Here is a 22,633-nt window from a genome sequence, read left to right on the forward strand (position 1 = left end):
CTCTGAATTGAATCAATGGCCGCCGCTGAACACAAGGGTCTGCACCGGCATCAGCAACAGCCTGAGCCGCAGCCCCGCCGCATGGACGACACCAATGGTATCGATTACATGCAGCGCTATTTTATGCGGGGTGCTCAAGCTCTCATCCTCGAGCCGTTCATGATTGTCCGTGTAGACATTTGCGATACAGTTACTGCCCGGCGGCAGCGCCTCGGCGGTCCCGTCATAGAGAGGTTCCAGATACACCATGATGCTGCCCGGCTGCTGGTTGTTTTGTGGATCCAGAAGCCGGTCGCTGGGTCGGACCTGCCCGGACGGGATCACATCCTGAACCGCCACGACCACCATCGGAATGACGGTGAAGGGCTTGGTCATGCAACCGATTTCACCAATCATACCCGGCTTGATGACCTGCGCGGCCATTTGGTTGAAACCTGCCTGAAAGCGGCTTCGCCCAGACGTCACGGGCACCAGCACGCCTGCCGGTCGCAGGACCGGGCTGATATAGTCGCCAACCTGCAGGCTGAGTTGCTCAACCCGACCGGTCACACCCGCATAGACCACGGTTTTTTCCAGTTCGGCGTTGGCCGCATCAAACTGTGCCAGCGCGTTGTCTTTCTGCGCCGGTATCAGGGAATCGATCCGTTCCTGCGTCTCGGCCTGTTGCGCGATGGCGGCATCACGCTGCGCTGAGCGTTGCGCGACAAGGTTTTCAAAGCGGTCGATTTCAGCAAGGCGCACGGCGGTCGAACCCTGATCGCGCAGGGTCACATTGCGCTCTAATTCCTCTTCCGCCTGCCTCAGGGCCGCGGTGGCCCCGGCGATGGATGCAATCGCTTCGGTCAAATCGGTTTGCGCCACTTTCAAGGACGCATCAGCCTCAGCAATCATTGCCTTTGCGGCTTCGACCTGTGCGCGTTGCGAGTGGTCTTCCAACCGGAATATCGGCTGGCCGAGGTTCACCAATTCGTTGTTCTTGACGTAGATTTCCAATACCCGGCCCCCGGCCTGCGGCAATATCGTGACGGTGCGAAAATAGGACACAACGGAATTTGTGGCCGGGTGAAAATAAAACAGCGTCGTAATCACGGTGAGTGCCATGATCGCGCATCCGGTTATGCCCCACCTGAGTTCATACCAGACACTGAAGAGGTTGATTTCGATGCCTATTCTCTTGCCCTGCCGGAACCGGCGGTAAAGATAATCAGGCAAGATCGTGAACAGCGCGCAGATCAGTGTCTCAAGCATCAGAGGTTTCTTTCGGGGTCGGCGTCACCGGCGTTTCGCTGTTTTGGGATGTTTGCGCGTTGGGCGCCGCATCGCGCGACCCGTTTCGATCAATCGCATCGGCAATGGCGCGCAGCGGGCTGCTGAAATCGGGAAACTGGAAACCGGCCACAAGGATCGCGGCCACCCAGAACAGCCCGTTATGCGTAAACAGGGCAAGCAAGGACAAGATGCCAACCAGTTGGAACTGCGGGTGGTTCGATTTATGCGCCAGCTTTTCCGGTATCGCATGCAGCGTGAAATAGGCCACACCGATCAGGATTACGACACCGACCGTAAAAATGACCATGAAAGTAAAAAGGTAATCACTGCCGTCAGCCGCCGCTACATATTTGGGAATATGCCCGGTCGCCATGGGGTGAAGCGTTGCAGGTTCCATGCGTTCTCCAAAGTGGTACCACAGACGCAGACCACTTCGGGCCCAAGATACCAGAACCTACATAGCGAGAAATCTGCTGGCATTGCAATGCCGCGTCTCGGGTTGCCCGCACGACACGGTAACCCGCACAGAGTTTAGCTTGACGCGGGTCGGAATCTCGGGGAAGGGTTGGGAGATGGTGTTCGGCAAGTCAAAAGCAAACCGGACTGAAAAGGGAATACGGTGCGGCGTTCTTAGCAGACGCCAAATCCGTGACTGCCCCCGCAACTGTAAGCGGCGAGCGACCCCGATGATCACCACTGGATGCATCTGCATCCGGGAAGGATCGGGCAAGCTGCGACCCGCGAGTCAGGAGACCTGCCATCATTGATGTAACTTCAACCCGGGCGGGGTGTCCGGACAGGAGGTCATGATGGATTTACGGGCCAACCCGTTGAAAAGTACATGTCCCAAAGTGCACCCTGCGCAATCGCGGAGGGCGACATGGGAACACCGACACATAGAATAACAATCTGCACATCCTGCCGACATAAAGCCACCGACTGTAAACCGGGCTATGAGCTGATTGCCAGACTGCGCGCGGCGATTGCTGCTGCGGGTGACAGCGTCACCGAAGAGTTCGAGATTTCCGGCGTTGCCTGTATGGCAGGCTGTGATCGCCCCTGCACGGTTGCCTATCATGGGACGCGCAAGGCGACCTATCTTTTTGGCGACATAGAGCCGGAGACGGATATCGCTGATCTGGTCCGTTTTGCACGTGATTACGCACTGCTGGAGGACGGGTGGTGTTCGTCGGTTGATCGTCCTGGCAAATTACGTAAATCCACGCTTGCGCGTGTGCCTGCGGCCATCATTGCGCTGGAAGACAGCGATGTGCGTGTCTCATGAACGCCACGGACCTCGTCGCAGAGAACATCAGTTGGGCGCCGCGCCGCAAAGAGCCGCTCTTGCTGCAACCGACCAGTTTTCGCGCCGCACCCGGCAGCGTGATGGGCGTTGTCGGCCCAAATGGGGCGGGTAAATCCACGCTGTTGCGTCTGCTCTACCGGTATCAGGCGCCGCTGAGTGGCCAAATCAGGATCGGTGGAGACGACATCTGGTCGATCCCACCGCGCGCCGCTGCGCGAAAGGTTGCGGCGGTTTTGCAGGAACAGCCGTCGTCCTTTGGACTGACAGTGCGCGAAATCGTGACGCTGGGTCGCGCACCGCACCGCCTTGGTTTTGCCACCGCAGGCGCAAAAGATGCGCAGATCGTTGAGGCCGCACTTGATACGCTGAACCTGAGCGATTTGGCAGATCGGGACCTCGCCAACCTGTCGGGCGGTGAACGCCAGCGGGTCATGGTGGCCCGCGCCCTAGCGCAAGAGCCTCAGGTGCTGGTGCTGGATGAGCCGACCAACCATCTGGACATCCGCCATCAGCTTGAGGTGCTCGCCCTCATTCGCGCGCTGGATGTGACGATCATCGTCTCTCTGCACGATTTGAATGTCGCGGCGGATGTCTGTGATACCATTCTGCTGCTCGAAAACGGACATACGCGTGGCGTGGGGCCGCCTGATGCGGTGCTCACTGCGCATAGTGTTTCGAACGTATTTGCGGTTGAGGCGCGCGCAGAACAGCTTAGTCCGAGCAAGACCAAACACTTATCCTTCCACCTTCCGCATTAAGGCAAGCACACGATGAAGCCGACACGTATACTTTCTTCCCTGTTTATGATCCTGATGGGCACCGGCGCGCTGGCGCAGACAACGGTGCAAAGCTGCAATCGAACCGTCACCTTCGACGCGCCGCCGAAGGCTGCGATTTCCAACGACGTCAACCTGACCGAGATGATGCTGGTCCTTGGGCTGGCGGACCGGATGGTGGGTTATACGGGTATCTCCGGCTGGAAAACGCTGGATGCGGAAATGACGGCGGGTGTCGAAGCCCTGCCCGAATTATCCGCCAAATACCCCAGCAAGGAAGTGCTGATCGGGGCGGATGCTGATTTCTTCTTTGCAGGTTGGAACTACGGCATGAAAGTGGGCGGTGAAGTGACGCCCGAAACGTTGGAGCCCTTTGGCATCAAGGTCTACGAGCTTACCGAAAGCTGCATTCACATCGGTGAGAAAGCCGCCGTCAGCATGGAAGATATGTATGCCGATCTGCTGAACCTCGGCGCGATCTTTGATGTATCCGAAAAGGCGGAGGCACTGGTGGCAGGCTACCGCGCGGAACTGGACAGCTTCACCGCGTCATTGTCGCCCCTCAGCACCCCGCCGCGCGTATTTGTCTATGACAGCGGCGAAGACGTGCCCTTTACCGCCGGGCGCTATGCGATGCCGAATGCGCTGATCGAGGCTGCCGGTGGGGTCAATATCATGAACGGTCTGGAGAAAAGCTGGGCGGCGGTTGGATGGGAAACCGTTGTCGAGCGCAACCCCGAAGTGATCGTTATCGTCAACTACGGCGATGTCACGGCGGCGCAAAAACGCGCGTTCATGATGTCCAATCCTGCTTTTGCACAGCTTGATGCGGTCAGGAACGACCGTTTCGTAACGCTGGAATATGTCGAGGCGACACCGGGTCCACGCAACATCGCCGCCGTCAAAACGCTTGCTGCGGCTTTACGGGCGGAGTGAACCCTATGGCAAAGACCGCAGCAGCACGATCCGGGCAATCTGCGGTCTATCCTGTCGCAATGATGTGCGGTTGGATCCTTTTGCTGCTATCGCTGACGATGGCGGTCAGCATTGGCGCTGTTTCGATCCCCTTTTCGACAGTCTGGGGGGTGGTGGTGAATAATACAATTGACACGTCTTTTGTCGGCGACTGGTCAGCAGGACGCGAAGCAATTGTTTGGGACATCCGGTTTCCACGCGCTTTGCTGGCCTGTTTCGTCGGCGCGGGGCTGGCGATGGTGGGCGCAAGTCTGCAGGCCGTCACGCGCAACCCGCTTGCGGATCCGCATCTGTTGGGGATTTCTGCGGGCGGGGCTTTTGGCGCCATTCTTGCCTTGTTGCACACCGGATTGTTCCTTGGACTGCTGACGGTGCCTCTGTTGGCCTTTGCGGGGGCCTTGGGCGCGACGCTACTGGTGCTGGCAGTCTCGCAATTCGCCGCGGCAACCAGTGCGGACAGGCTTGTGCTTGCCGGGGTTGCCGTATCATTCATCGTGATGTCGATGGCGAATGTGCTGATTTTCCTTGGTGACCCGCGCGCGACCCATACGGTTGTGTTCTGGATGCTTGGGGGCCTGGGGTTGGCGCAATGGAACCAGCTTATCTTTCCGCTGATCATTCTGGTTTTCTGTGGCGTCTATCTGCGGATCAATGCGGGTAACCTCAATGCAATGACAGTCGGGGATGAAACCGCGGCAACGCTTGGCCTCAACGTGGCACGCTTTCGCTTGTCGATCTTTTTCATCGGCGCGTTGATCACGGGGGTGATGGTCGCGTTTTCCGGCATCATCGGTTTTGTCGGACTGATGGTGCCCCACATCGTGCGGTTGATCGTTGGCGGGGATTACGCGCGCGTTTTGCCAGCGTCGGCCTTGCTGGGGGCTGTATTTCTGCTTTGGGCGGATATTGTCGCACGCACGGTCATGGCCCCTGAGGACATGCCGATCGGTATCGTCACCGGTCTTGCAGGCGGCACCTTTTTTGTCTGGTTGTTGCGCCGCAGACAGCGCTGAGGGGACGGTCCGAAATATAGCCGGGCCGCTTGGACGCGCTGCAAACCTGGCTGCGTCTCAGACATTCACCGCAATGGATCAAAACCTTTGGCTGAAACGCCCAAGGGCTATTTTTCTCGGCGATGCCGGCCGTAATTGTTGGAAAATGTCAGGTCCTTCAGGGCAAAAATGCTGAAATTCAAGCATAGCGTGTCGACAGATCAAAATTGTATTGCTAGTCTTCTCGCTATTGTAGAAGTGAATTTGGACTAAAAAGACCTTTTCAGCGCCAGCCCCGGCGCCTGTGGACGGCAGGCGCCAGGGGGCCACCGCGCTGATTTCTCGTGCATTTATTGCGGTTTTCTTGGGCCGCAAGGACAAGGCGCATTTTGATGAAGTTTGCAGAACTGGACACATCATGACACTTCGATCGATCTGGCCGGTGATGGCGTTGGCGGTTGTTGCTGGATGTTCATCGCCAGTGTACCGCGGCTCTGTCGCGTCTTTTGGCGAGGCGACGGAAGCGGCCGCGCAGGCGCAGACCAAACGGCTCGGTACATTGTCAGAAAACCAGATTTCCGACATTCGCGGCGACCTCGCACAAGATGGGGTTTTTCTGGCCTATGCACCGGAATGTGCCTTGCTTGCCGTGCCGGGGTCTTCGATTGAGGATTGCAAGGTGGTGCGGCGCGACGGTGCGCCAATAGAAAACCCTGAAAGCTTTGCCTCCATCGCGGCGCTCAACAAGGCCATGGGGGAATATGGCGCGAACCTTGCGGCCCTTGCGGCCGATGCAGCACAAGACGGCGCCGCGTTCAACACGTCGTTGACCAACCTTGCAGTGTCCGTCGAGGGCCTAAGCTCGGCGCTGGGCGGGGCAGGGACGAAAGATCAGTTCGAAGCGGTGGGGGCGGCATTCGGGGGCATTGGCACCGCAACATTTGCAGGCGCGCGCACCTCCAAGCTGCGCGAGATCATCGTGGCGGTCGATCCGCAAATTCAGCAGGCCACCGGGGTGCTCAGTGCTGCCTCGCAAGCGCTGACCCTGAGCGAAGTCACCACATCCCTGCAGCGTGTGGAACGTGCGGAACGCGCGCTTGCGGCGGCCTATGCCAACAATGCATCAACGCGCGATGTGCAGCGTTTGCAGGACAGGCTGTTCGATGAGGTGGCGGCGCTGAAACGCAGCGCGGCGGCCAGAGATGCATATGCCAATATCGGCCAGACACATGCCAAACTGGCCAAGGCATCCCGAGACAGCGCCAGCAAAGAGGATTTGCAAGGCTCGATTGTGGAGTTGTCCAAGCTGGTCAAGCTCCTTTCGGAGTCCGCCGACCCATTTTGATGACAAAGGAATGTTAGATGTCCAAAGCGCGTTTAAGCAACTGGGGTTCCTGGCAACAAACCCGTAACGCCATTGCGGTTAACCTTGGTTACAATATCGAATCCCGAAACCGCCAGACACCGGGTTCAGCAGCGGAAAAAGAGTTCTCCGACAACATCAACGACTTGCTCAAAAGCATGCAGGTTCACGCTTTAAGTGGTTTGCGCCAGATTGATCTGGAGATAGCGAATTCAACGCTTCTTGAGGATATCGCGGCGGCATCTCGCGATATCAAGAAAGAAACCGATCGTATCAAAGATGCGACGGACCGCCTTGACGACCTTACGCGCCTTGTCAAAAAGCTGTCGAAACTGGTCGGGTTGTTCGCCGGTCTGTAATCTGCCTACATAAATTTGCGCGCGTTAAAAAAATTTGTACAATGCGACTCTGACAGACAGAGAGTTGTAGCGCACGAGAGATGAGCAATACCAAGATCAGAAATATGGAAGAGTTCGCGGCGGTCAGTGGGATTTCACGGCCGACGGTGTCAAAGTACTTCCACGACCCGCAAAGCGTGCGCGCCACGACGCGCAAGCGTATCGAAGAAGCGCTGGAGCATCACGATTATCGCCCGAACATCTATGCGATCAACCAGAATCGGCGCCTGACAAAGAACATCGGAATCGTGGTGCCTTATCTGGCCGATCCTTTCTTTTCGGAAATATCGCGCGTGATTGAGCGGCGCTGCATTGAGGCGGGCTATGCGCCGAACCTGTTTAATTCTCATGGTGAGGCATCGCAGGAAAACGATATTCTGGATGGATTGCGGTCGTTGAAACCGGCGGGCGTTTTGCTGGCGCCACTGGGTCGGCTGTCCGACACGTCGATGATTGAGAAGTTCTGCCGTGATGTCCCGACGGTCCTGTTCGATAGTAATCTTGATGGTATAGGCGATGCTTTCGTGGGTTCTGACAATTACAGTTTCGTGTCGCAAACTGTTGAATACCTTAGCAGAACCGGAGAGCCGCCATGTTTTCTGGAGATGCGGACGCCTGCAAACCCGAACGCCAACAAACGTCGGCGCGCCTATTTGCAAATGATGGAGCGTCTGGGTCTGGAAACACAGGTTATCAAGATTGACGGAGAGGGTTGGGCGTTTGAAGAGATCGGTCGCAATGGCGGCTTCAAACTGCTTGATGAAAAGATACTAAAGACGGATACGGTTTTGTGCAGCAACGACCGCCTTGCTATTGGCTTTCTGTCCGCTTGCTATGACCGGGGCGTGCGAGTCGGACGAGATGCGTCTTGTGATCTGCGTGTGGCGTCACATGACGATCATCCACTATCACGTTTTGCCTGCCCGTCACTGACCACCGCTGCACATGACTATGCTTCTGTGTCCGAGCACGCGGTCGAGACTTTGTTCCAATGTATTGAAAATGGCGGAAATTCGGGGGCGAGACCGGAAACGCTTTTTCCCGCGCGTCTGATAATTCGCGACTCAGCGTGAGTTAAAAGTTTACGCGCGTAAACTTTTTTGTTGACCGGACGTATACAATGCGACTAGCTTGATTGGACAACATCCAACCATAGGGAGGACACGGATGTCTTTGAGACACGCACTTTGTGCGGCGACTGCTATGTCGCTCATCACGGCAAGCAGCGCATTCGCTGACGGCCATGCAACCACACTCACCATCGCAACTGTCAACAATGGCGACATGATCCGCATGCAGGGTCTGACAGACGATTTCACCGAGAAAACAGGCCATCAGGTAGAATGGGTCACCTTGGAGGAAAACGTTCTGCGTCAACGCGTAACAACGGACATCACCACCAAGGGTGGTCAGTTCGACATCATGACCATCGGCATGTACGAAACGCCCATCTGGGCCAAGAACGACTGGCTGATCTCTCTTGATGATCTGTCCGCAGAATACGACATTGACGATATTCTGCCCGCAATGCGCGGTGGCCTGTCGCTCGATGGCACGCTCTATGCGGCACCATTTTATGGTGAATCGTCAATGGTCATGTACCGTACCGACCTGATGGAAGCCGCAGGCATGGAAATGCCCGACGCGCCCACTTGGGACTTCATCGGGGAAGCCGCACGCGCCATGACGGACAAGGACAACGAGATATACGGTATTTGTCTGCGCGGAAAAGCTGGTTGGGGCGAAAACGCAGCCTTCCTGACGGCGATGTCCAACTCCTTTGGCGCGCGGATCGTGGATGAAAACTGGGTACCTCAGTACGATTCCGATGCATGGTCCAACACGCTCAACTTCTACATCAATCTGATGAATGACGCGGGCCCTCCCGGTGCTTCGACAAATGGTTTCAATGAAAACCTGTCGCTGTTCCAACAAGGCAAGTGCGGCATGTGGATTGACGCGACAGTTGCTGCGTCTTTCGTGACCAACCCGGACGATTCAACTGTTGCGGACAAGGTCGGCTTTGCGCTGGCACCGGACAATGGTTTGGGCAAACGATCCAACTGGCTTTGGGCCTGGGCGCTGGCAATTCCTGCGGGCACCGAAAAGGCTGACGCTGCGAAAGAGTTCATCGAATGGGCGACCTCGACCAGCTATATAGAGCTTGTTGCGGAAAACGAAGGCTGGGCCAACGTTCCACCGGGCGCACGGACATCGTTGTATGAGAACCCGAACTATCAGGACGTTCCCTTTGCCAAGATGACACTGGAGAGCATCCTGTCGGCAGATCCGAACAGCCCAACAATCGATCCGGTCCCATACATCGGCGTACAGTTCGCCGCGATCCCTGAGTGGGCCGGTATGGGTTCAGAAATCGGTCAGGAGTTCTCAGCAGCTCTTGCCGGTCAGCAAACCGCTGACGAAGCACTGGCAAAAGCACAAGCGATTGCCACTGATGTCATGGAAGCCGCCGGGTACTAACCGCGTCTTTCTGCCGGGGGGCTGGCCGCAGCCATGCCCCCCGGATACACTGAAATCTCTATAATTCACACGCATTGAAACGGCTTGTCCGTTAACGGGAGAGGTACATCCAATGGCTACGCAGCAATCCCGATCAGCAGCCAGAATAATGATGGCCCCGGCTGTAATCCTGCTTTTGGGCTGGATGCTGGTGCCGCTGACCATGACGCTGATGTTCTCATTCAAGAAGTATCTGCCGCTGCGCGGCGGTGATCTGGGATGGGTTGGTTTCGACAATTATGTCCGATTTGTGAGTTCCAGCGCCTTTTGGCCTTCGGTTATGGCAACACTGACCATTGTTGGTGGTGTGCTTGTTATCACGATTGTGCTCGGTGTCGTTCTGGCCCTGTTGCTTGATCAGCCGATGTGGGGGCAGGGGATTGTGCGCATTCTCGTGATCGCGCCCTTCTTCGTAATGCCGACCGTTTCCGCACTTGTTTGGAAAAACATGTTCATGGATCCTGTGAACGGTCTTTTTGCGCATGTTTGGAAGTTCTTTGGCGCCGAACCCATACAATGGCTCAGTCAGGCGCCGCTGGAATCGATTGTGCTTATTGTCAGCTGGCAGTGGTTGCCCTTTGCGACGCTGATCCTGCTCACCGCCGTGCAGTCGCTTGACAGCGAGCAACTGGAAGCTGCCGAAATGGATGGCGCGCCGTTCTATAGCCGGTTCATCCATATCATCCTGCCGCATCTTGCCCGCGCAATCACAATTGTCGTGCTGATCCAGACGATCTTTCTTTTGTCGATCTTTGCGGAAATCTTTGTGACCACGGGTGGGTCCTTCGGCACCAGAACACTGTCCTATCTCATTTTCCAGCGCGTGCTTGAAAGTCAGAACGTCGGCCTTGGGTCTGCGGGTGGTGTCTATGCAATCATACTTGCCAATATCGTTGCCATCTTCCTGATGCGCATCGTCGGCAAAAACCTCGACAACTAAGGAGGACCGGATATGGCTCGTGCTGTTACAAACAACCGCAAAGCGCTCAATACCGCGATCGCCTGGACGATTGGTCTGTTGATCTTCTTTCCGATCCTGTGGACCATTCTGACCAGCTTCAAGACCGAAGCCACGGCAATCGCGGACCCACCTGTGTTCCTCTTTTTCGACTGGACGCTTGAGAACTATACCGTGGTTCAGGAACGCTCCAACTATGGCCGTTTCTTGTGGAACTCCATCATTATCGCAGGGGGTTCAACCCTTCTTGGATTGCTCGTGGCTGTACCTGCTGCCTGGTCCATGGCCTTTGTGCCCAGCAAGCGGACCAAAGACATCCTGCTGTGGATGCTCTCCACCAAGATGTTGCCGGCGGTTGGGGTTCTCTATCCGATCTATCTGATCTTCATCCAATTTGGTCTGCTTGACAGCATTATCGGTCTGACGATTATCCTGATGCTGATCAACCTGCCGATCATCATCTGGATGCTCTATACGTATTTCCGCGAAATTCCGGGCGAAATTCTGGAAGCGGCGCGTATGGATGGTGCCGGGTTGAAATCGGAAATCCTCTATGTGCTGACACCAATGGCGGTGCCGGGGATTGCGTCTACAATGCTGCTGAATTTTATTCTTGCCTGGAACGAAGCCTTCTGGACTCTGAACCTGACAGCAGCAAAAGCAGCCCCGTTGACGGCCTTTATTGCCAGCTATTCCAGTCCGGAAGGATTGTTTTACGCAAAGCTGTCGGCAGCTTCCACCATGGCCATTGCGCCAATTCTCATCCTCGGCTGGTTCAGCCAGAAACAACTCGTACGCGGCCTCACGTTTGGCGCGGTTAAGTAAGGAGCATTGTCATGGGACAGATTACTCTCGAGAAAGTCACCAAGAGTTTCGGTGCAACAGAAGTCATTCCACCCCTCGACCTCACGATCGAAGATGGCGAGTTTACAGTTTTCGTAGGTCCGTCAGGTTGTGGTAAGTCCACACTTTTGCGCCTGATTGCCGGGCTGGAGGATGTGTCATCCGGCGTCATGCGGATTGACGGCAAAGAAGCAACCAACGTGCCGCCTGCCAAGCGCGGTCTGGCGATGGTGTTCCAATCCTACGCGCTTTATCCGCATATGACGGTGCGCAAGAATATCGCATTTCCGATGCGGATGGCTGGGATTGATCAGGCGGAACAGGATAGCCGGATCAAGCAGGCCGCCGCAGCACTGAACCTCACCGATTATCTGGACCGCCGCCCGGGCCAATTGTCGGGTGGTCAGAGACAACGGGTGGCCATTGGCCGTGCCATTGTGCGTGAGCCATCGGCGTTTCTCTTTGATGAACCGCTTTCCAACCTTGATGCTGCGCTGCGTGTGGGCATGCGGATGGAAATCTCGGAACTGCATGAAAAGCTCAAAACCACCATGATTTATGTGACCCATGATCAGGTGGAAGCGATGACGATGGCCGACAAGATCGTCGTTCTGCGCGCGGGCCACGTCGAACAGGTCGGCACACCGCTGGAGCTGTATAAGACACCACGGAACGTCTTTGTTGCGGGCTTCATCGGCTCACCCAAGATGAACCTGATCGAGGGCGAAGAGGCGGCCAAACACAACGCGCATACAATCGGCGTACGCCCTGAGCATATCGAGATTTCGGCTGAAAGCGGGCAGTGGTCGGGTACCGTCGGGGTGTCAGAGCATCTGGGCTCTGATACATTCTTCCACATTCAGGACAGCGGATTGGCTGATACCATCACGGTGCGCGCGGGTGGAGAAGTTGGTTTCCGCCACGGGGACCGGGTTTACATGACGCCGCGCTCGGATGTTATTCACAAGTTTGGCGATACCGGACTGCGCATCGAATAAGGCGACGTGCAGCAAGGGCCGCTCCCCTTTTTGACATGTTGTGCAGCCGGAAGATATGACAGCGATGGCGTTTTTTCCGGTTGCGCAATACGTAGGTCACACTGTGGCGCGGACGTATAGAACAGATGGCGAAAACTGGATGAGCTGATGGATGATTTGGTGCAAGGATCCCTCCCGATGAGCTTGGGCAACAAGACGTTGGCAACACTGCCAACAGGCGTGGAACGACCGCGCTATGATCGGTCAAAACTGACGGCTGGCATTGTTCACATCGGTCTGGGCAATTTTCACCGCGCGCATCAGGCATGGTATTTGCACCGTCTGATGCAGCAAGGCGAGGCGTTGGACTGGGCAATCATCGGGGCAGGCGTGCGGCCCGGCGATGCAGCCATGCGCGACAAACTACTGGGGCAGGATTGTCTGACAACGCTGATCGAACTTGACCCATCGGGGACATCGGCAGAGGTCACCGGCGCCATGATCGACTTTCTGCCGGTCGAAGAAAACAATGCCACACTGATCACGACAATGACGGATCCCGCGATCCGGATCGTGTCATTGACGGTGACGGAAGGGGGGTATTTCCTGGATGGGTCTGGTGCGTTGGACACGAGCCACGGCGACATTATCCATGATGCCACATACCCGGACGCCCCACGAACGGCCTTTGGCGCTATAATTGCCGCGCTCAAGGCACGCCGCGACAGAGGTCTTATGCCGTTTACCTGTCAGTGTTGTGACAATTTGCAGAACAACGGCGAGATTTTACGGCAGGTGATCATCGGTCTTGCAGAACTCAGCGCCCCGGACCTCGCGGATTGGATCAACGAAAACGCGGCGTTTCCAAATGCGATGGTCGATTGCATCGTGCCAGCAACCGGGCAGGCGGAACGCGACCTTGTCCATAAGATCGGCATTGATGATGCCGCGCCCGTAACGCATGAAAACTACCGTCAGTGGGTTATCGAAGATCGCTTTTGCGCAGGCCGCCCCCCGTGGGAGAACGTAGGCGCTACGCTCACGCAGGATGTGCATGCTTATGAAAGCATGAAGATCAGAATGCTGAATGCAGGCCATCAGGTTTTGGCCAATGTAGGTGAAATACTGGGCTTGCCAACGATATCATCTTGTATGCAGGATGCGCAGGTCGCCGCGTTTTTCTCAAAGGTCCAAACCGAGGAAATCGCTCCTTACGTTGATGCTGTACCCGACTTGTCGCCCCAGAAATACCTGGCGTTGATTGAGAAGCGTTTTGCGAATGCCGCAATTCGCGATACGACCCGACGCGTCGCGTTTGACGGTTCATCACGCCATTTCGGATTTGTTATTCCAATCCTGCAGGATGCGATTGAAGCAAAAGGAAGTATCGTCGGTTTGGCCCTTGTTGAGGCCTTTTGGGCGCGTATGTGTGCTGGCCTGCGCGAGGATGGCAGTGTGATTGAGCCAAACGATCCGCATTGGACGGCGCTGACGGAGGCTGCTGTAAAAGCGCGCAGTAACCCTGGTGCATGGCTTGAACAATCCGTTTTCTATGCTGGTGTCGCCGACGATATGGCTTTCAAAGCGGCATTTGATGACTGGCTGACGCTGATCTGGCGCGATGGTGCACGCGCAGCGCTTGATCGATATCTCGCCACTTGAGGTCCGTGCGAAACCTGTTTGTGTTGCACGAGCAACAGGGCCATAGGTGAACCCGCGCATTGTGGGATTGAACCGGAAAACGAATGGCCAAGCTGAAGCAGATAATATTCGACCTTGATGGAACATTGATCGACAGCGCCCCTGATCTGAGGGCCGCGATGAACGTAGTTTTGGTGGAACTTGGGCGCCAGCCGCTCGACCTGAAAACTGTTATCGGGTTCATTGGCAATGGCGTTGAGAAACTTGTGGCCCGCAGTCTTGCGGCCACCGGTGGTGCCGAGGCGCAGCTGCACCCGCGCGCGCTTGAACTGTTCTTGCAGGCTTATGCCAAAGACAAAACAACGTTGACCCGGCCCTTTCCGGGCGTTTTCGAATGCCTGGACCGGCTGAAAGAGGCGGGAATACCAATGGGTCTTTGCACCAACAAACCACACGGGCCCGCAAATGAGATTTGCGAGGTGATGGGCCTTGATGGGTATTTCGGTGTGATCAGCGGGGCGCTGCCCGATGTGCCAAAGAAACCAGACCCGGCACCCCTTTTGGCCGTGATCGACGCCTTGGGTGGTGATCCGGCAAGCACGGTTTATGTAGGCGACAGCGCGGTGGACTATGACACGGCACGCGCGGCACAGGTGCCTTTTCGGCTTTATACGCAAGGGTATCTGAACAGGCCGCTGCCTGATCTGGATCCTGCGCACCGGTTCGATGACTGGGCACAGGTCGACTTTGTACTGGAGCGTTAGTCTGCGTCTTCTACCGCCAGAACAGCCAGACAATCGCCCGGCTGGATCAGACCCGGATGATGGCGCGCGACCAGTAGGCCGGGGCGCTGCGCAAAGACCTGAAAGGGCGCGCGCCCTGTCGAGCCAAGGTGCCAGATCTCGGCAATCAGATCGCCTTTGGTGACATGTTGTCCAAGCCGTATCTTGAAATCGACCAAGCCGCCGGTTTCGGTGACATGAAAGCACTCATCATCCGGTTGTGTCAGGGTTATGCTGGGAGTGCGCGTCGGCGTTCCTTGTAAGATTCCGGTGTGGATGAGCAGGTTGCGTATGCCGTTTTTCGCAATCATGACCGTGTCGGGCGTCGCTGTTCCGCCCCCGGCCAGTTCGGTCGTGACAAAGGTTTTACCCAGACTTTCCGCTGCGTGATCATACATGCCGCGGGACTCTATTTCGCGCATCTCAATGCTATAGGGTGCATTAAAGGCATCGCGGGCTGCCCGGCAACGTGCTTCTTGCGCCTTGTCGTCGAGAATGTGCGACGCGGCAAACGGAAGGAAATCCAGCGTTTTGCCCCCGGAATGAAAATCCAGCACCAGATCTGCCATGGGCAGCAGGTATCGCTGGACATAGTCGGCCATCTTTTGTGTCGGGGTCCCATCGGCCCGGCCGGGGAAAGACCGGTTCATATTGCCGCCATCAATAGGTGAGGTGCGTGTGCCTGCCATAACGGCCGGGTGGTTCATTGACGGAATGGCGATAACGCGCCCGGATATTTTCAAAGGGTCCAGCGCGCGTGCCAGATGATGCAGCGCAATCGGTCCTTCGTACTCATCGCCGTGATTGCCACCGGTCAATACTGCGGTCGGACCGGCCCCGTTTTTGATCACGCAGATCGGGGTCAGGATTGAGCCCCACGCGCTGTCATCGCGGCTATAGGGCAGGCGCAGATAGCCGTGCTGCACGCCGTCTGCGTCATAATCGATTGTGGCATGCACCTGCGTGTCCTGCATCCGTTTACTCCTTGATGACCAGCGCGCGCGGCGTGGTGCACAGGCATTCCGCACCGGTTTGTGTGATCACAATCGGTTCGGTTATTTCCAAACCGCCATCTTCGAGCCAAAGGGCCGGCATAAAATGGAAACTCATCCCCGGCTCCAACACGCTCTTGTCGCCGGTGCGAAAGGACATCGTGCGTTCGCCCCAGTCGGGGGGATAGGACAAGCCGATAGCATAGCCGCAGCGGCTGTCCTTTTTGAACCCGTGTTTATCGAGTGTTTGGTTGAACGCATGCGCGATATCCTCGCACATGTTGCCGGGTTTTGCCTGTTCCAGTCCCGCAGAGATGGCATCGAGTACGGCTTTCTCCGCATCGAGATATTTTTGCGGTGGCTTGCCCAGAAACAGCGTGCGCGATTGCGGACATTGATATCTTTTATACGCTCCGGCAATCTCAAAAAACGTGCTTTCCCCGGCGCGCAGCGGGCTGTCGTCCCATGTCAGATGGGGGGCCGTGGCGTCCATGCCGGATGGGGCCATGGGCACAATCGCCGGGTAGTCGCCCCAATGACCCTCAGCGCCCGAGATGGCGGCGTGATAGATATCTGCAATCAGGTCGTTTTTGCGCATTCCGGGTTCGGCACGCGCGCGGATCACGCCGTGCATGTGCTCAACAATGCGCGCGGCCCGGCGCATGTATTCGATTTCAGTATCTGATTTGACGGCGCGCTGCCAATTCACCAAACCCGTGGCGTCTTTGAATGTTGCGCGGCCCAAAGACTGCTGCAAAGTCAGGTAAGCCGCTGCGGTAAAATAGTAATTGTCCAACTCAAGCCCGATGGAAAAGGTCTCAGCGCCTTGTTCGCGGATCAAATGCGCAAGGTCCTCCATCGGGTGTTTGTCCGGGTTCTGGACGTATGTGTCATCGTATCCGCGAATATTCTCAGCGGTCATATAGGTGGTCAGGCCAGCCCCGACGGCGTCCATGGCCCGGCCCCACCAGATCGGCTCTCCCTCCAGCGTCAACAGAACACCTTGATGCACGTAGAAAGACCAACCATCGTATCCCGTCAGCCAACCCATATTCGACGGATCAGTGACAAAGAGCGCGTCGAGACCCCGGCGCGCCATCTCGTTGCGTGTTTTGGTCAGGCGCGCGTCATATTCCGCGCGACTAAAGGGGAGCTTGGGCATAGGCCCTCCAAAGGGTCGGTTGCGATGAGGTTAGCATGACTTGGCACACTCACCAGCGATTTTGCGTGATCGTTTGTTTTTGAGAGCATTGACGTCGATTGGGATTGCCGTAGCAATGGACCGCATGAAAATTGTTCAAAACCCGTACCGCGGCTCAGGTCTTTTGCACCCCGATCTGGATGACATGCCTTGGACTGCTGCGGATGCGGCACGGCCTGTTAATCTGGTCGCGCGCTGTCCCAAAGCCGCCGAAACACCGCTGCGCGACGCTGCAGCATTGGCCAAGGCCATTGGTGTTGCATCTGTTCACATCAAGGACGAACGGCGGCGTATGGGGTTGGGCAGCTTCAAAGCACTTGGGGCCGCTTATGTGATTGCCTCTGATGCGCAATCTGGTGACGCACAGGGCAAAACCTATGTCACCGCCAGTGCGGGCAATCATGGGCTGTCGGTTGCGGCGGGGGCTGCGGCCTTTGGGGCCAAGGCCTGTGTCTATATCGCAGAGACAGTTCCCGAGGCCTTTGCCGAAAGGCTGCGCAGCCATGGCGCGCAGGTGGTCCGCGAGGGGGCAGTATACGAAGACAGCATGGCGGCTGCTGCAAAAGCCGCTTCCGACAATGGCTATATTCTATTGTCGGACAGTTCATGGCCCGGCTACAGCACTCGGCCGCATCGCCTGATGGAGGGGTATCTCATTTTGATGGCGGAGGCTGTCACGCAGATCCCCCATGTGCCCACGCATATCTTTTTGCAAGCCGGTGTCGGCGGATTGGCGGGGGCAGCTGCAGCACATGCACGAGAGGTTTGGGGGGATGCTCCGCACATTGTGGTGGTTGAACCTGACCGCGCGCCCGCGCTCAGCGCTTCCATCCAAGCGGGCGGCCCGATTGTTGCCAAGGGTGGTGTGTCAGCGATGGGGCGTCTGGATTGCAAGGAGCCTTCGCTGATAGCGCTCAAAAGCCTTTCGCGGGATGCGGATTGTTTCATGACGATTTCCGAAGCCGAAGGGCTGGCGAGCGCTGCGCGCGCCGCACAAGAGGGCTTTGCCTCGACGCCTTCGGGGGCAGCTGGGTTGGCTGGGCTTTTGTCCGGCGCGGGCGCGTTAAAGCTGGACGAGACGTCTCGCGTACTGCTGATCCTGAGTGAAGAGCCTGAACCCGCGTGAGCGCGGCGTTCGAAACCAGTGAATACCGGCTGCGCACAGAGCAGGTGCAAAACCGCATGGCGTCGCTGGATATTGCCGCCCTGCTCCTCACCACTGAGGCTGATGTGCGGTATATCACGGGTTTCATGACGCGATTTTGGGAAAGTCCGACGCGCCCGTGGTTCGTGATTGTCCCGGCGACAGGTGTTCCGATTGCTGTCATCCCGTCCATCGGCAAAGCACTCATGAAAACCACTTGGATCAGTGAAATTCGCAGTTGGCGCGCCCCGAATTACGAGGATGACGGCGTTACGTTGCTGGCGCAAACGCTTTGCGAAACGGTTCCCAAGGGCGCGCGCATTGCAGTGCCGGGTGGCGGCGGAACGCAGTTGCGGATGCCGCTGCAAGACTGGCAGCGCTTGCAAGCAGCCGCCGCCGGGCGGGTGTTCGTGGGTGACGGCGATCTGATGGCAGCGCAGCGGATGGTCAAATCAGAAGCGGAGATCTCGCGTATCGCAAAGGCCTGTGGCGTGGCGGATCGCGCCTTTGCCCGTGTGCCGGAAATTGCATCGGCAGGCACGTCTTTGCGTGATGTTTTCCGGCGGTTTCAGATGCTGTGCCTCGACGAGGGGGCCGATTGGGTGCCCTATCTGGCAGGGGGTGCGGGGCCGGGCGGGGTGCGCGATGTGATCTCGCCCGCGACTGACAACCCTCTGCAAACAGGCGATGTTCTGATGCTGGACACAGGATTGGTGCGGGATGGGTACTTTTGCGATTTTGACCGTAATTTCTCGATCGGGCCGCCGTCGCCTGCCACTATGTCGGCCCATGCACGCTTGATTGCGGCGACACAGGCGGCTTTTGATGTGGCCAAAGCTGGCTGCACCGCCGCTGATCTTTTCAGGGTGATGGATGATATCGTAACGGACGGGCAGGGCGGATCGGATGCGGGGCGGCTTGGTCACGGGCTAGGTCTGCAACTGACAGAACCGCCTTCGCTGATCGCGCAGGATCACACGGTGCTGCAGGCCGGAATGGTCCTGACGCTGGAACCCGGCATTGATCTGGGTGACGGGCGGATCCTTGTGCATGAGGAAAACATCGTGATCCGGGAGGACTGCGCTGAATGGCTGTCAACGCCTGCAGGTCCCGAGATGATGGTACTGCCCGCATGACCCCGCAGGTTTTCCCCTACGACCTCAGCGAGCCGAGCGGCGCGCGTCTTGGTTTGATTGTGTTGCAATCTGATGAGACCATTGAACGCGATATGCGCCGGTTGCTGCCGCAAGATGCACAACTCATGGTCAGCCGTGTCCCGTCAGATCCGGAAGTGACGCGCGATACGCTCGCGTCCATGGAAGCGCACCTGAGCACAGCGGCAGGGTTCTTGCCCGCTGGTTTGAGCTTCGATGCTGTGGGTTACGGATGTACGTCGGGCACAGCACAGATTGGCGTGGACAACGTGGCGTCCCGTATCTGCGACAGCATCGACACGCGGGCCGTAACGCAGCCTCTCTCAAGCCTGCTTGCAGCCTGCGAATACCTCGGGCTCAAGCGTTTGGCTCTATTGTCGCCCTATGTGCTGGTGGTGTCAGAGACGCTGCGCGCGGCCCTGTCGAATGGCGGTATCACGACAGATGTGGTCGGTAGTTTCGAGGTCAGCACTGAGTCAGCGGTCGTCCGGATTGACCCTGCGTCCGTGGAAAGTGCCGCAATGACCTTGATGGAACAGGCCGACGTGGATGGTTTGTTTTTGTCCTGCACAAACCTGCGCACGCTGGATGTGATTGAAAGGCTTGAAACCGGCCTTGATCTGCCAGTTCTGAGCAGCAATCAGGTTCTGGCGTGGCATATGATGAAGCTTGCAGGTGTGCAGGCATCGACACAGGCCCCGGGCAGGCTATTTGACCAGACGCGCGCCTAGATACCTTGCAACAGCATCAACCAGACCCATACCGTGAAAATTGAGCCGAGTGTTGCCAGCAAGACCGAAGAGGCCGCAATCCGCCGGGCGCGACCGTACATGTTGGCAAAGATATAGGCGTTGAACCCCGGTGCCATGGCTGCTGTCAGCACTCCCGAGCGGAAAGCATCCGGCGGCACCGACAGTGTTGTGCCAAACCCCCACATCAGGGCAGGGTGCAGGATCAGAGCGATCACGCAAACCATGGCAATGGCGCGCAGATCGCCTTCGGGTTTGTATTGTATCAAAACGCCGCCCAAGGCGAAAAGGGCCGCAGGCAACGCCGCCTGAATGATCAGCGATAGCGCGTCATTGACCACACCGGGTATCGGCGTGCCCGTGACATTGACCAAAAACCCCAGCGCAATCCCGATGACCAGTCCGTTGCGAAACATCGCACGACCCACCGAACGGGCCATCAGCAGCGGGGATTTGCCCCGGTTGCGGGTAATCTCCATCACGGTGATGCCAAGGCCGTAACAAAAGGGCGAATGCAGCGCGACGATTGCAAAGTTCCCGGTGAGCGCATCCGCCCCATAGGCGCGTTCCGTGATCGGCAAGCCCAACAGCACCGAGTTCGAAAACAAACAGCAAAAGCCGATGGCAACGCAGTCTTCCCAGTCGCGCTTGAACAACAGGCGTGCACCAGCCATGCCTGCAATAAAACACAATGTGGCCCCGGCGTAGAAACTTACCAAAAGGCCGGGGTCAAAGGAATTGCTCAGGTCTATTTCTGCGATGGCCTTGAACAGCAGGCAGGGGATAGCGAACCCTTGGGTAAACCGCATGACACCGTCTATGCCGGATACCGGAAAGAACCCTCTCCACACGGCGACATATCCGAACCCGATTACGAGAAAGACGGGCAGGATGACATCAAGAAGGGTTTGCATGGTGCCTCTTTATGCCGCTGCGGGTCTGGGCGGCGAGGGTGGTCAAAATAAGGGTGCGCCTAGGTAACGGGGTAGGTCAGCCGCAGGCCATCATAGGCCGGTTGTATGTGATCCGGCGTTTCCGCCATCACCGTTTCGTAGTCAAGGTCGATATGCATATTCGTGAGCACGGCAGACCTCGGTTTGAGCCGTTCAATCCATTCAAGCGTCTGCGCCAGATGGGAATGGGTTGGATGCGGGTCGCGCCGCAGCGCATCTACGATCCAGCAGTCCAGACCGTCCAATTTGGTCCAGACGTCATCCGGAATATGCGCCACATCCGGCAGATAGGCGACATCACCGATCCGAAACCCCAGCGCGTCCATGCCGCCATGTCCAACCAAAAACGGCGATAGCGTCACAGGGCCCCCGGCACCGTCAATCGTCACATCCCCGTCAATAATGTTCATATCGAGGATGGGCGGGTAATTCGACCCTTCCGGTTGCACAAAAACATAGCTGAAGCGCTGCATCAACGCGTCTTTTGTCGGGATATCAGCCCAGACGGGCAGGCGCGCGCGCATGTTGAAAACGATCATGCGTAAATCGTCGATACCGTGTACATGATCGGCGTGACTGTGGGTGTAGACAACGCCGTCAAGTCGCCCGATGTTTTCACCCAGAAGCTGTTCGCGCACGTCAGGGGATGTATCAATCAGCACGGTGGTTTTGCCATCAGCGCCAATGCGTTCGACCAATAATGAACACCGCCGCCGCCGGTTTCTGGCATTGTTCGGATCACAATCACCCCAGAGGCCACCGAGCCGTGGCACACCGCCGGATGATCCGCATCCTAATATGGTGAATTGTATTTCATTCATTATGCGGCGGCCTCAAAGGCTGCGGCCTTGGCGAATAGGCGGTCGAAATTCAACTCAAGTTGCGCTGCAAATTCGGTGTAGTCCATCCCGAAGGTTTCCGCTGCCCGCCGCGCTGTGTGGGCGGTATAGGCAGGCTCGTTTTGCTTGCCCCGATGGGGTGGGGGCGCCAGATAAGGCGCGTCGGTTTCTACCAGAATGCGATCAAGCGGGGCGGCGGCAAAAATGTCGCGCAGGGCCTGAGATTTGGGAAAGGCCGTGATGCCCGACATCGAAAGATAAAACCCCAGATCAAGCGCTGCTGTGGCCAATTCGGCAGAGGATGAAAAGCAATGCATCACACAGGTGAATGCGCCACGATTATATTCCGCGCGCAGGATGCGGGCCATATCGTCATCCGCATCACGCGCGTGGATGATCAGTGGCAAACCGGTTTCCCGCGCCGCATCGATATGGGTATGGAGCGAGGTTTTCTGCACCTCCGCACTCTCGGCGGTGTAGTGGTAATCGAGTCCGGTTTCGCCGATACCCACAAACTTTGGATGCTGCGCAAGCGTGATAAGCTCATCAACGCTCGCCAGCGGTTCACTTGCGGCGCTCATCGGGTGCGTTCCGGCGGCATAAAAGATCGGTGCATGTGCCTCTGCGATGGCGCGCACATCGGGTTCGTTCTTTAGTTTGGTGCAGATCGTCACCATGCGCATGACGCCAGCCTCGGCGGCATTGGCCACAACCTCGTCGATGCGCCCTTCGAAATCGGGAAAATCCAGATGGCAGTGGCTGTCGGTGATATGTGGTTGCGTGCTCATGGTCTGCTCAATA

The 22,633-nt window shown here is 57.1% G+C and carries 23 protein-coding genes and 1 riboswitch; of the genes, 16 read left to right on the forward strand and 7 right to left on the reverse strand.

Features of this window, described 5'->3' with window-relative positions:
* Nucleotides 1-12 precede the first annotated feature (12 nt).
* A complete protein-coding gene (locus tag K5Q35_RS14780) occupies nucleotides 13-1,248 on the reverse strand; it encodes an HlyD family secretion protein (protein ID WP_013962565.1) in 1,236 nt (411 codons plus the stop codon).
* Nucleotides 1,241-1,666, reverse strand: coding sequence for a hypothetical protein (locus K5Q35_RS14785; RefSeq protein ID WP_013962564.1), 426 nt, complete (start codon nucleotides 1,664-1,666; stop codon nucleotides 1,241-1,243). Before K5Q35_RS14785 ends, K5Q35_RS14780 begins: the two co-directional genes overlap by 8 nt.
* Nucleotides 1,667-1,825: 159 nt before the next feature.
* Nucleotides 1,826-2,046: riboswitch (cobalamin riboswitch) on the forward strand.
* Nucleotides 2,047-2,149: 103 nt separating this feature from the next.
* Between K5Q35_RS14785 and K5Q35_RS14790 the strand changes: the two genes are divergently transcribed.
* The 13 genes from K5Q35_RS14790 (at nucleotide 2,150) to gph (ending at nucleotide 14,782) form a co-directional block, all read left to right on the forward strand.
* On the forward strand, nucleotides 2,150-2,554 hold the full coding sequence (locus tag K5Q35_RS14790; RefSeq protein WP_220800102.1) for a DUF1636 domain-containing protein: 405 nt from the start codon (nucleotides 2,150-2,152) through the stop codon (nucleotides 2,552-2,554).
* Nucleotides 2,551-3,333, forward strand: a complete 783-nt coding sequence (locus K5Q35_RS14795; RefSeq protein ID WP_220800103.1) for an ABC transporter ATP-binding protein — start codon at nucleotides 2,551-2,553, stop codon at nucleotides 3,331-3,333. Before K5Q35_RS14790 ends, K5Q35_RS14795 begins: the two co-directional genes overlap by 4 nt.
* A gap of 12 nt (nucleotides 3,334-3,345) precedes the next feature.
* Entirely contained in the window at nucleotides 3,346-4,287 is a 942-nt protein-coding gene (locus tag K5Q35_RS14800; RefSeq protein WP_220800104.1) for an ABC transporter substrate-binding protein, read from the forward strand.
* Nucleotides 4,288-4,346: 59 nt separating this feature from the next.
* Entirely contained in the window at nucleotides 4,347-5,339 is a 993-nt protein-coding gene (locus K5Q35_RS14805) for a FecCD family ABC transporter permease (RefSeq protein ID WP_374758632.1), read from the forward strand.
* A gap of 397 nt (nucleotides 5,340-5,736) precedes the next feature.
* A complete protein-coding gene (locus K5Q35_RS14810) occupies nucleotides 5,737-6,663 on the forward strand; it encodes a hypothetical protein (protein WP_220800106.1) in 927 nt (308 codons plus the stop codon).
* 17 nt (nucleotides 6,664-6,680) lie between these two features.
* Nucleotides 6,681-7,040, forward strand: coding sequence for a hypothetical protein (locus K5Q35_RS14815; protein ID WP_220800107.1), 360 nt, complete (start codon nucleotides 6,681-6,683; stop codon nucleotides 7,038-7,040).
* Between the two features lie 80 nt (nucleotides 7,041-7,120).
* Complete coding sequence (locus K5Q35_RS14820; protein ID WP_220800108.1) at nucleotides 7,121-8,152, forward strand: LacI family DNA-binding transcriptional regulator; 1,032 nt, start codon at nucleotides 7,121-7,123, stop codon at nucleotides 8,150-8,152.
* 94 nt (nucleotides 8,153-8,246) lie between these two features.
* On the forward strand, nucleotides 8,247-9,560 hold the full coding sequence (locus K5Q35_RS14825) for a sugar ABC transporter substrate-binding protein (RefSeq protein WP_013962556.1): 1,314 nt from the start codon (nucleotides 8,247-8,249) through the stop codon (nucleotides 9,558-9,560).
* Nucleotides 9,561-9,672: 112 nt separating this feature from the next.
* A complete protein-coding gene (locus K5Q35_RS14830) occupies nucleotides 9,673-10,539 on the forward strand; it encodes a carbohydrate ABC transporter permease (protein ID WP_013962555.1) in 867 nt (288 codons plus the stop codon).
* A gap of 12 nt (nucleotides 10,540-10,551) precedes the next feature.
* Nucleotides 10,552-11,382: a carbohydrate ABC transporter permease gene (locus tag K5Q35_RS14835; protein ID WP_013962554.1), complete on the forward strand. Its 831-nt coding sequence runs from the start codon at nucleotides 10,552-10,554 to the stop codon at nucleotides 11,380-11,382.
* Nucleotides 11,383-11,393: 11 nt separating this feature from the next.
* A complete protein-coding gene (locus K5Q35_RS14840; RefSeq protein WP_220800109.1) occupies nucleotides 11,394-12,398 on the forward strand; it encodes an ABC transporter ATP-binding protein in 1,005 nt (334 codons plus the stop codon).
* A gap of 177 nt (nucleotides 12,399-12,575) precedes the next feature.
* Nucleotides 12,576-14,039, forward strand: a complete 1,464-nt coding sequence (locus K5Q35_RS14845) for a mannitol dehydrogenase family protein (protein WP_220800110.1) — start codon at nucleotides 12,576-12,578, stop codon at nucleotides 14,037-14,039.
* 83 nt (nucleotides 14,040-14,122) lie between these two features.
* Nucleotides 14,123-14,782, forward strand: a complete 660-nt coding sequence (gene gph, locus K5Q35_RS14850; RefSeq protein ID WP_220800111.1) for a phosphoglycolate phosphatase — start codon at nucleotides 14,123-14,125, stop codon at nucleotides 14,780-14,782.
* Here the strand turns inward: gph and doeB are convergent.
* The gene (gene doeB, locus K5Q35_RS14855) at nucleotides 14,779-15,774 is read right to left on the reverse strand and encodes a N(2)-acetyl-L-2,4-diaminobutanoate deacetylase DoeB (protein ID WP_220800112.1); all 996 of its coding nucleotides are present in this window, start codon (nucleotides 15,772-15,774) and stop codon (nucleotides 14,779-14,781) included. The genes gph and doeB overlap by 4 nt on opposite strands.
* A 4-nt stretch (nucleotides 15,775-15,778) precedes the next feature.
* Complete coding sequence (doeA, locus tag K5Q35_RS14860; RefSeq protein WP_220800113.1) at nucleotides 15,779-16,954, reverse strand: ectoine hydrolase DoeA; 1,176 nt, start codon at nucleotides 16,952-16,954, stop codon at nucleotides 15,779-15,781.
* 124 nt (nucleotides 16,955-17,078) lie between these two features.
* Here doeA and K5Q35_RS14865 point away from each other — a divergent pair, with 124 nt between their 5' ends.
* The 3 genes from K5Q35_RS14865 to K5Q35_RS14875 are packed head-to-tail and all read left to right on the forward strand — an operon-like array spanning nucleotide 17,079 to nucleotide 20,022.
* Nucleotides 17,079-18,119 carry a pyridoxal-phosphate dependent enzyme gene (locus K5Q35_RS14865; RefSeq protein WP_220800114.1) on the forward strand — a complete coding sequence of 347 codons (1,041 nt, stop codon included), beginning with the start codon at nucleotides 17,079-17,081 and terminating at the stop codon, nucleotides 18,117-18,119.
* A complete protein-coding gene (locus K5Q35_RS14870) occupies nucleotides 18,116-19,273 on the forward strand; it encodes a Xaa-Pro peptidase family protein (RefSeq protein WP_220800115.1) in 1,158 nt (385 codons plus the stop codon). Before K5Q35_RS14865 ends, K5Q35_RS14870 begins: the two co-directional genes overlap by 4 nt.
* Nucleotides 19,270-20,022: an Asp/Glu racemase gene (locus K5Q35_RS14875; protein WP_220800116.1), complete on the forward strand. Its 753-nt coding sequence runs from the start codon at nucleotides 19,270-19,272 to the stop codon at nucleotides 20,020-20,022. The genes K5Q35_RS14870 and K5Q35_RS14875 overlap by 4 nt, the downstream gene beginning before the upstream one ends.
* Here K5Q35_RS14875 and K5Q35_RS14880 read toward each other — a convergent pair.
* Genes K5Q35_RS14880 through K5Q35_RS14890 form a run of 3 tightly spaced genes read right to left on the reverse strand, consistent with a single transcriptional unit; the run spans nucleotide 20,019 to nucleotide 22,620 of the window.
* Complete coding sequence (locus K5Q35_RS14880; RefSeq protein ID WP_220800117.1) at nucleotides 20,019-20,954, reverse strand: AEC family transporter; 936 nt, start codon at nucleotides 20,952-20,954, stop codon at nucleotides 20,019-20,021. The two genes, K5Q35_RS14875 and K5Q35_RS14880, sit on opposite strands and share 4 nt — an antisense overlap.
* A gap of 59 nt (nucleotides 20,955-21,013) precedes the next feature.
* The gene (locus tag K5Q35_RS14885) at nucleotides 21,014-21,814 is read right to left on the reverse strand and encodes an MBL fold metallo-hydrolase (RefSeq protein WP_220800118.1); all 801 of its coding nucleotides are present in this window, start codon (nucleotides 21,812-21,814) and stop codon (nucleotides 21,014-21,016) included.
* Nucleotides 21,814-22,620 (reverse strand): TatD family hydrolase, encoded by an 807-nt coding sequence (locus K5Q35_RS14890; protein WP_220800119.1) that lies wholly within the window; start codon nucleotides 22,618-22,620, stop codon nucleotides 21,814-21,816. Before K5Q35_RS14890 ends, K5Q35_RS14885 begins: the two co-directional genes overlap by 1 nt.
* Nucleotides 22,621-22,633 lie beyond the last annotated feature (13 nt).

Source organism: Roseobacter sp. OBYS 0001 (genome assembly GCF_019654895.1).
In the GTDB taxonomy this organism is placed as follows: Bacteria; Pseudomonadota; Alphaproteobacteria; order Rhodobacterales; family Rhodobacteraceae; genus Roseobacter; species Roseobacter litoralis.

What these genes read in the sequence shown, in the direction of transcription:
- K5Q35_RS14810 (WP_220800106.1), top strand. Translation starts at nt 5,737, where the DNA reads ATGACACTTCGATCGATCTGGCCGGTGATGGCGTTGGCGGTTGTTGCT.
- K5Q35_RS14865 (WP_220800114.1), top strand. Translation starts at nt 17,079, where the DNA reads ATGAAAATTGTTCAAAACCCGTACCGCGGCTCAGGTCTTTTGCACCCC.
- K5Q35_RS14890 (WP_220800119.1), bottom strand. Translation starts at nt 22,620, where the DNA reads ATGAGCACGCAACCACATATCACCGACAGCCACTGCCATCTGGATTTT.
- K5Q35_RS14840 (WP_220800109.1), top strand. Translation starts at nt 11,394, where the DNA reads ATGGGACAGATTACTCTCGAGAAAGTCACCAAGAGTTTCGGTGCAACA.
- K5Q35_RS14875 (WP_220800116.1), top strand. Translation starts at nt 19,270, where the DNA reads ATGACCCCGCAGGTTTTCCCCTACGACCTCAGCGAGCCGAGCGGCGCG.
- gph (WP_220800111.1), top strand. Translation starts at nt 14,123, where the DNA reads ATGGCCAAGCTGAAGCAGATAATATTCGACCTTGATGGAACATTGATC.
- K5Q35_RS14790 (WP_220800102.1), top strand. Translation starts at nt 2,150, where the DNA reads ATGGGAACACCGACACATAGAATAACAATCTGCACATCCTGCCGACAT.
- K5Q35_RS14815 (WP_220800107.1), top strand. Translation starts at nt 6,681, where the DNA reads ATGTCCAAAGCGCGTTTAAGCAACTGGGGTTCCTGGCAACAAACCCGT.
- K5Q35_RS14805 (WP_374758632.1), top strand. Translation starts at nt 4,347, where the DNA reads ATGATGTGCGGTTGGATCCTTTTGCTGCTATCGCTGACGATGGCGGTC.
- K5Q35_RS14825 (WP_013962556.1), top strand. Translation starts at nt 8,247, where the DNA reads ATGTCTTTGAGACACGCACTTTGTGCGGCGACTGCTATGTCGCTCATC.
- K5Q35_RS14880 (WP_220800117.1), bottom strand. Translation starts at nt 20,954, where the DNA reads ATGCAAACCCTTCTTGATGTCATCCTGCCCGTCTTTCTCGTAATCGGG.
- K5Q35_RS14785 (WP_013962564.1), bottom strand. Translation starts at nt 1,666, where the DNA reads ATGGAACCTGCAACGCTTCACCCCATGGCGACCGGGCATATTCCCAAA.
- K5Q35_RS14820 (WP_220800108.1), top strand. Translation starts at nt 7,121, where the DNA reads ATGAGCAATACCAAGATCAGAAATATGGAAGAGTTCGCGGCGGTCAGT.
- doeB (WP_220800112.1), bottom strand. Translation starts at nt 15,774, where the DNA reads ATGCAGGACACGCAGGTGCATGCCACAATCGATTATGACGCAGACGGC.
- K5Q35_RS14885 (WP_220800118.1), bottom strand. Translation starts at nt 21,814, where the DNA reads ATGAATGAAATACAATTCACCATATTAGGATGCGGATCATCCGGCGGT.
- K5Q35_RS14800 (WP_220800104.1), top strand. Translation starts at nt 3,346, where the DNA reads ATGAAGCCGACACGTATACTTTCTTCCCTGTTTATGATCCTGATGGGC.
- K5Q35_RS14845 (WP_220800110.1), top strand. Translation starts at nt 12,576, where the DNA reads ATGAGCTTGGGCAACAAGACGTTGGCAACACTGCCAACAGGCGTGGAA.
- K5Q35_RS14795 (WP_220800103.1), top strand. Translation starts at nt 2,551, where the DNA reads ATGAACGCCACGGACCTCGTCGCAGAGAACATCAGTTGGGCGCCGCGC.
- K5Q35_RS14830 (WP_013962555.1), top strand. Translation starts at nt 9,673, where the DNA reads ATGGCTACGCAGCAATCCCGATCAGCAGCCAGAATAATGATGGCCCCG.
- doeA (WP_220800113.1), bottom strand. Translation starts at nt 16,954, where the DNA reads ATGCCCAAGCTCCCCTTTAGTCGCGCGGAATATGACGCGCGCCTGACC.
- K5Q35_RS14835 (WP_013962554.1), top strand. Translation starts at nt 10,552, where the DNA reads ATGGCTCGTGCTGTTACAAACAACCGCAAAGCGCTCAATACCGCGATC.
- K5Q35_RS14780 (WP_013962565.1), bottom strand. Translation starts at nt 1,248, where the DNA reads ATGCTTGAGACACTGATCTGCGCGCTGTTCACGATCTTGCCTGATTAT.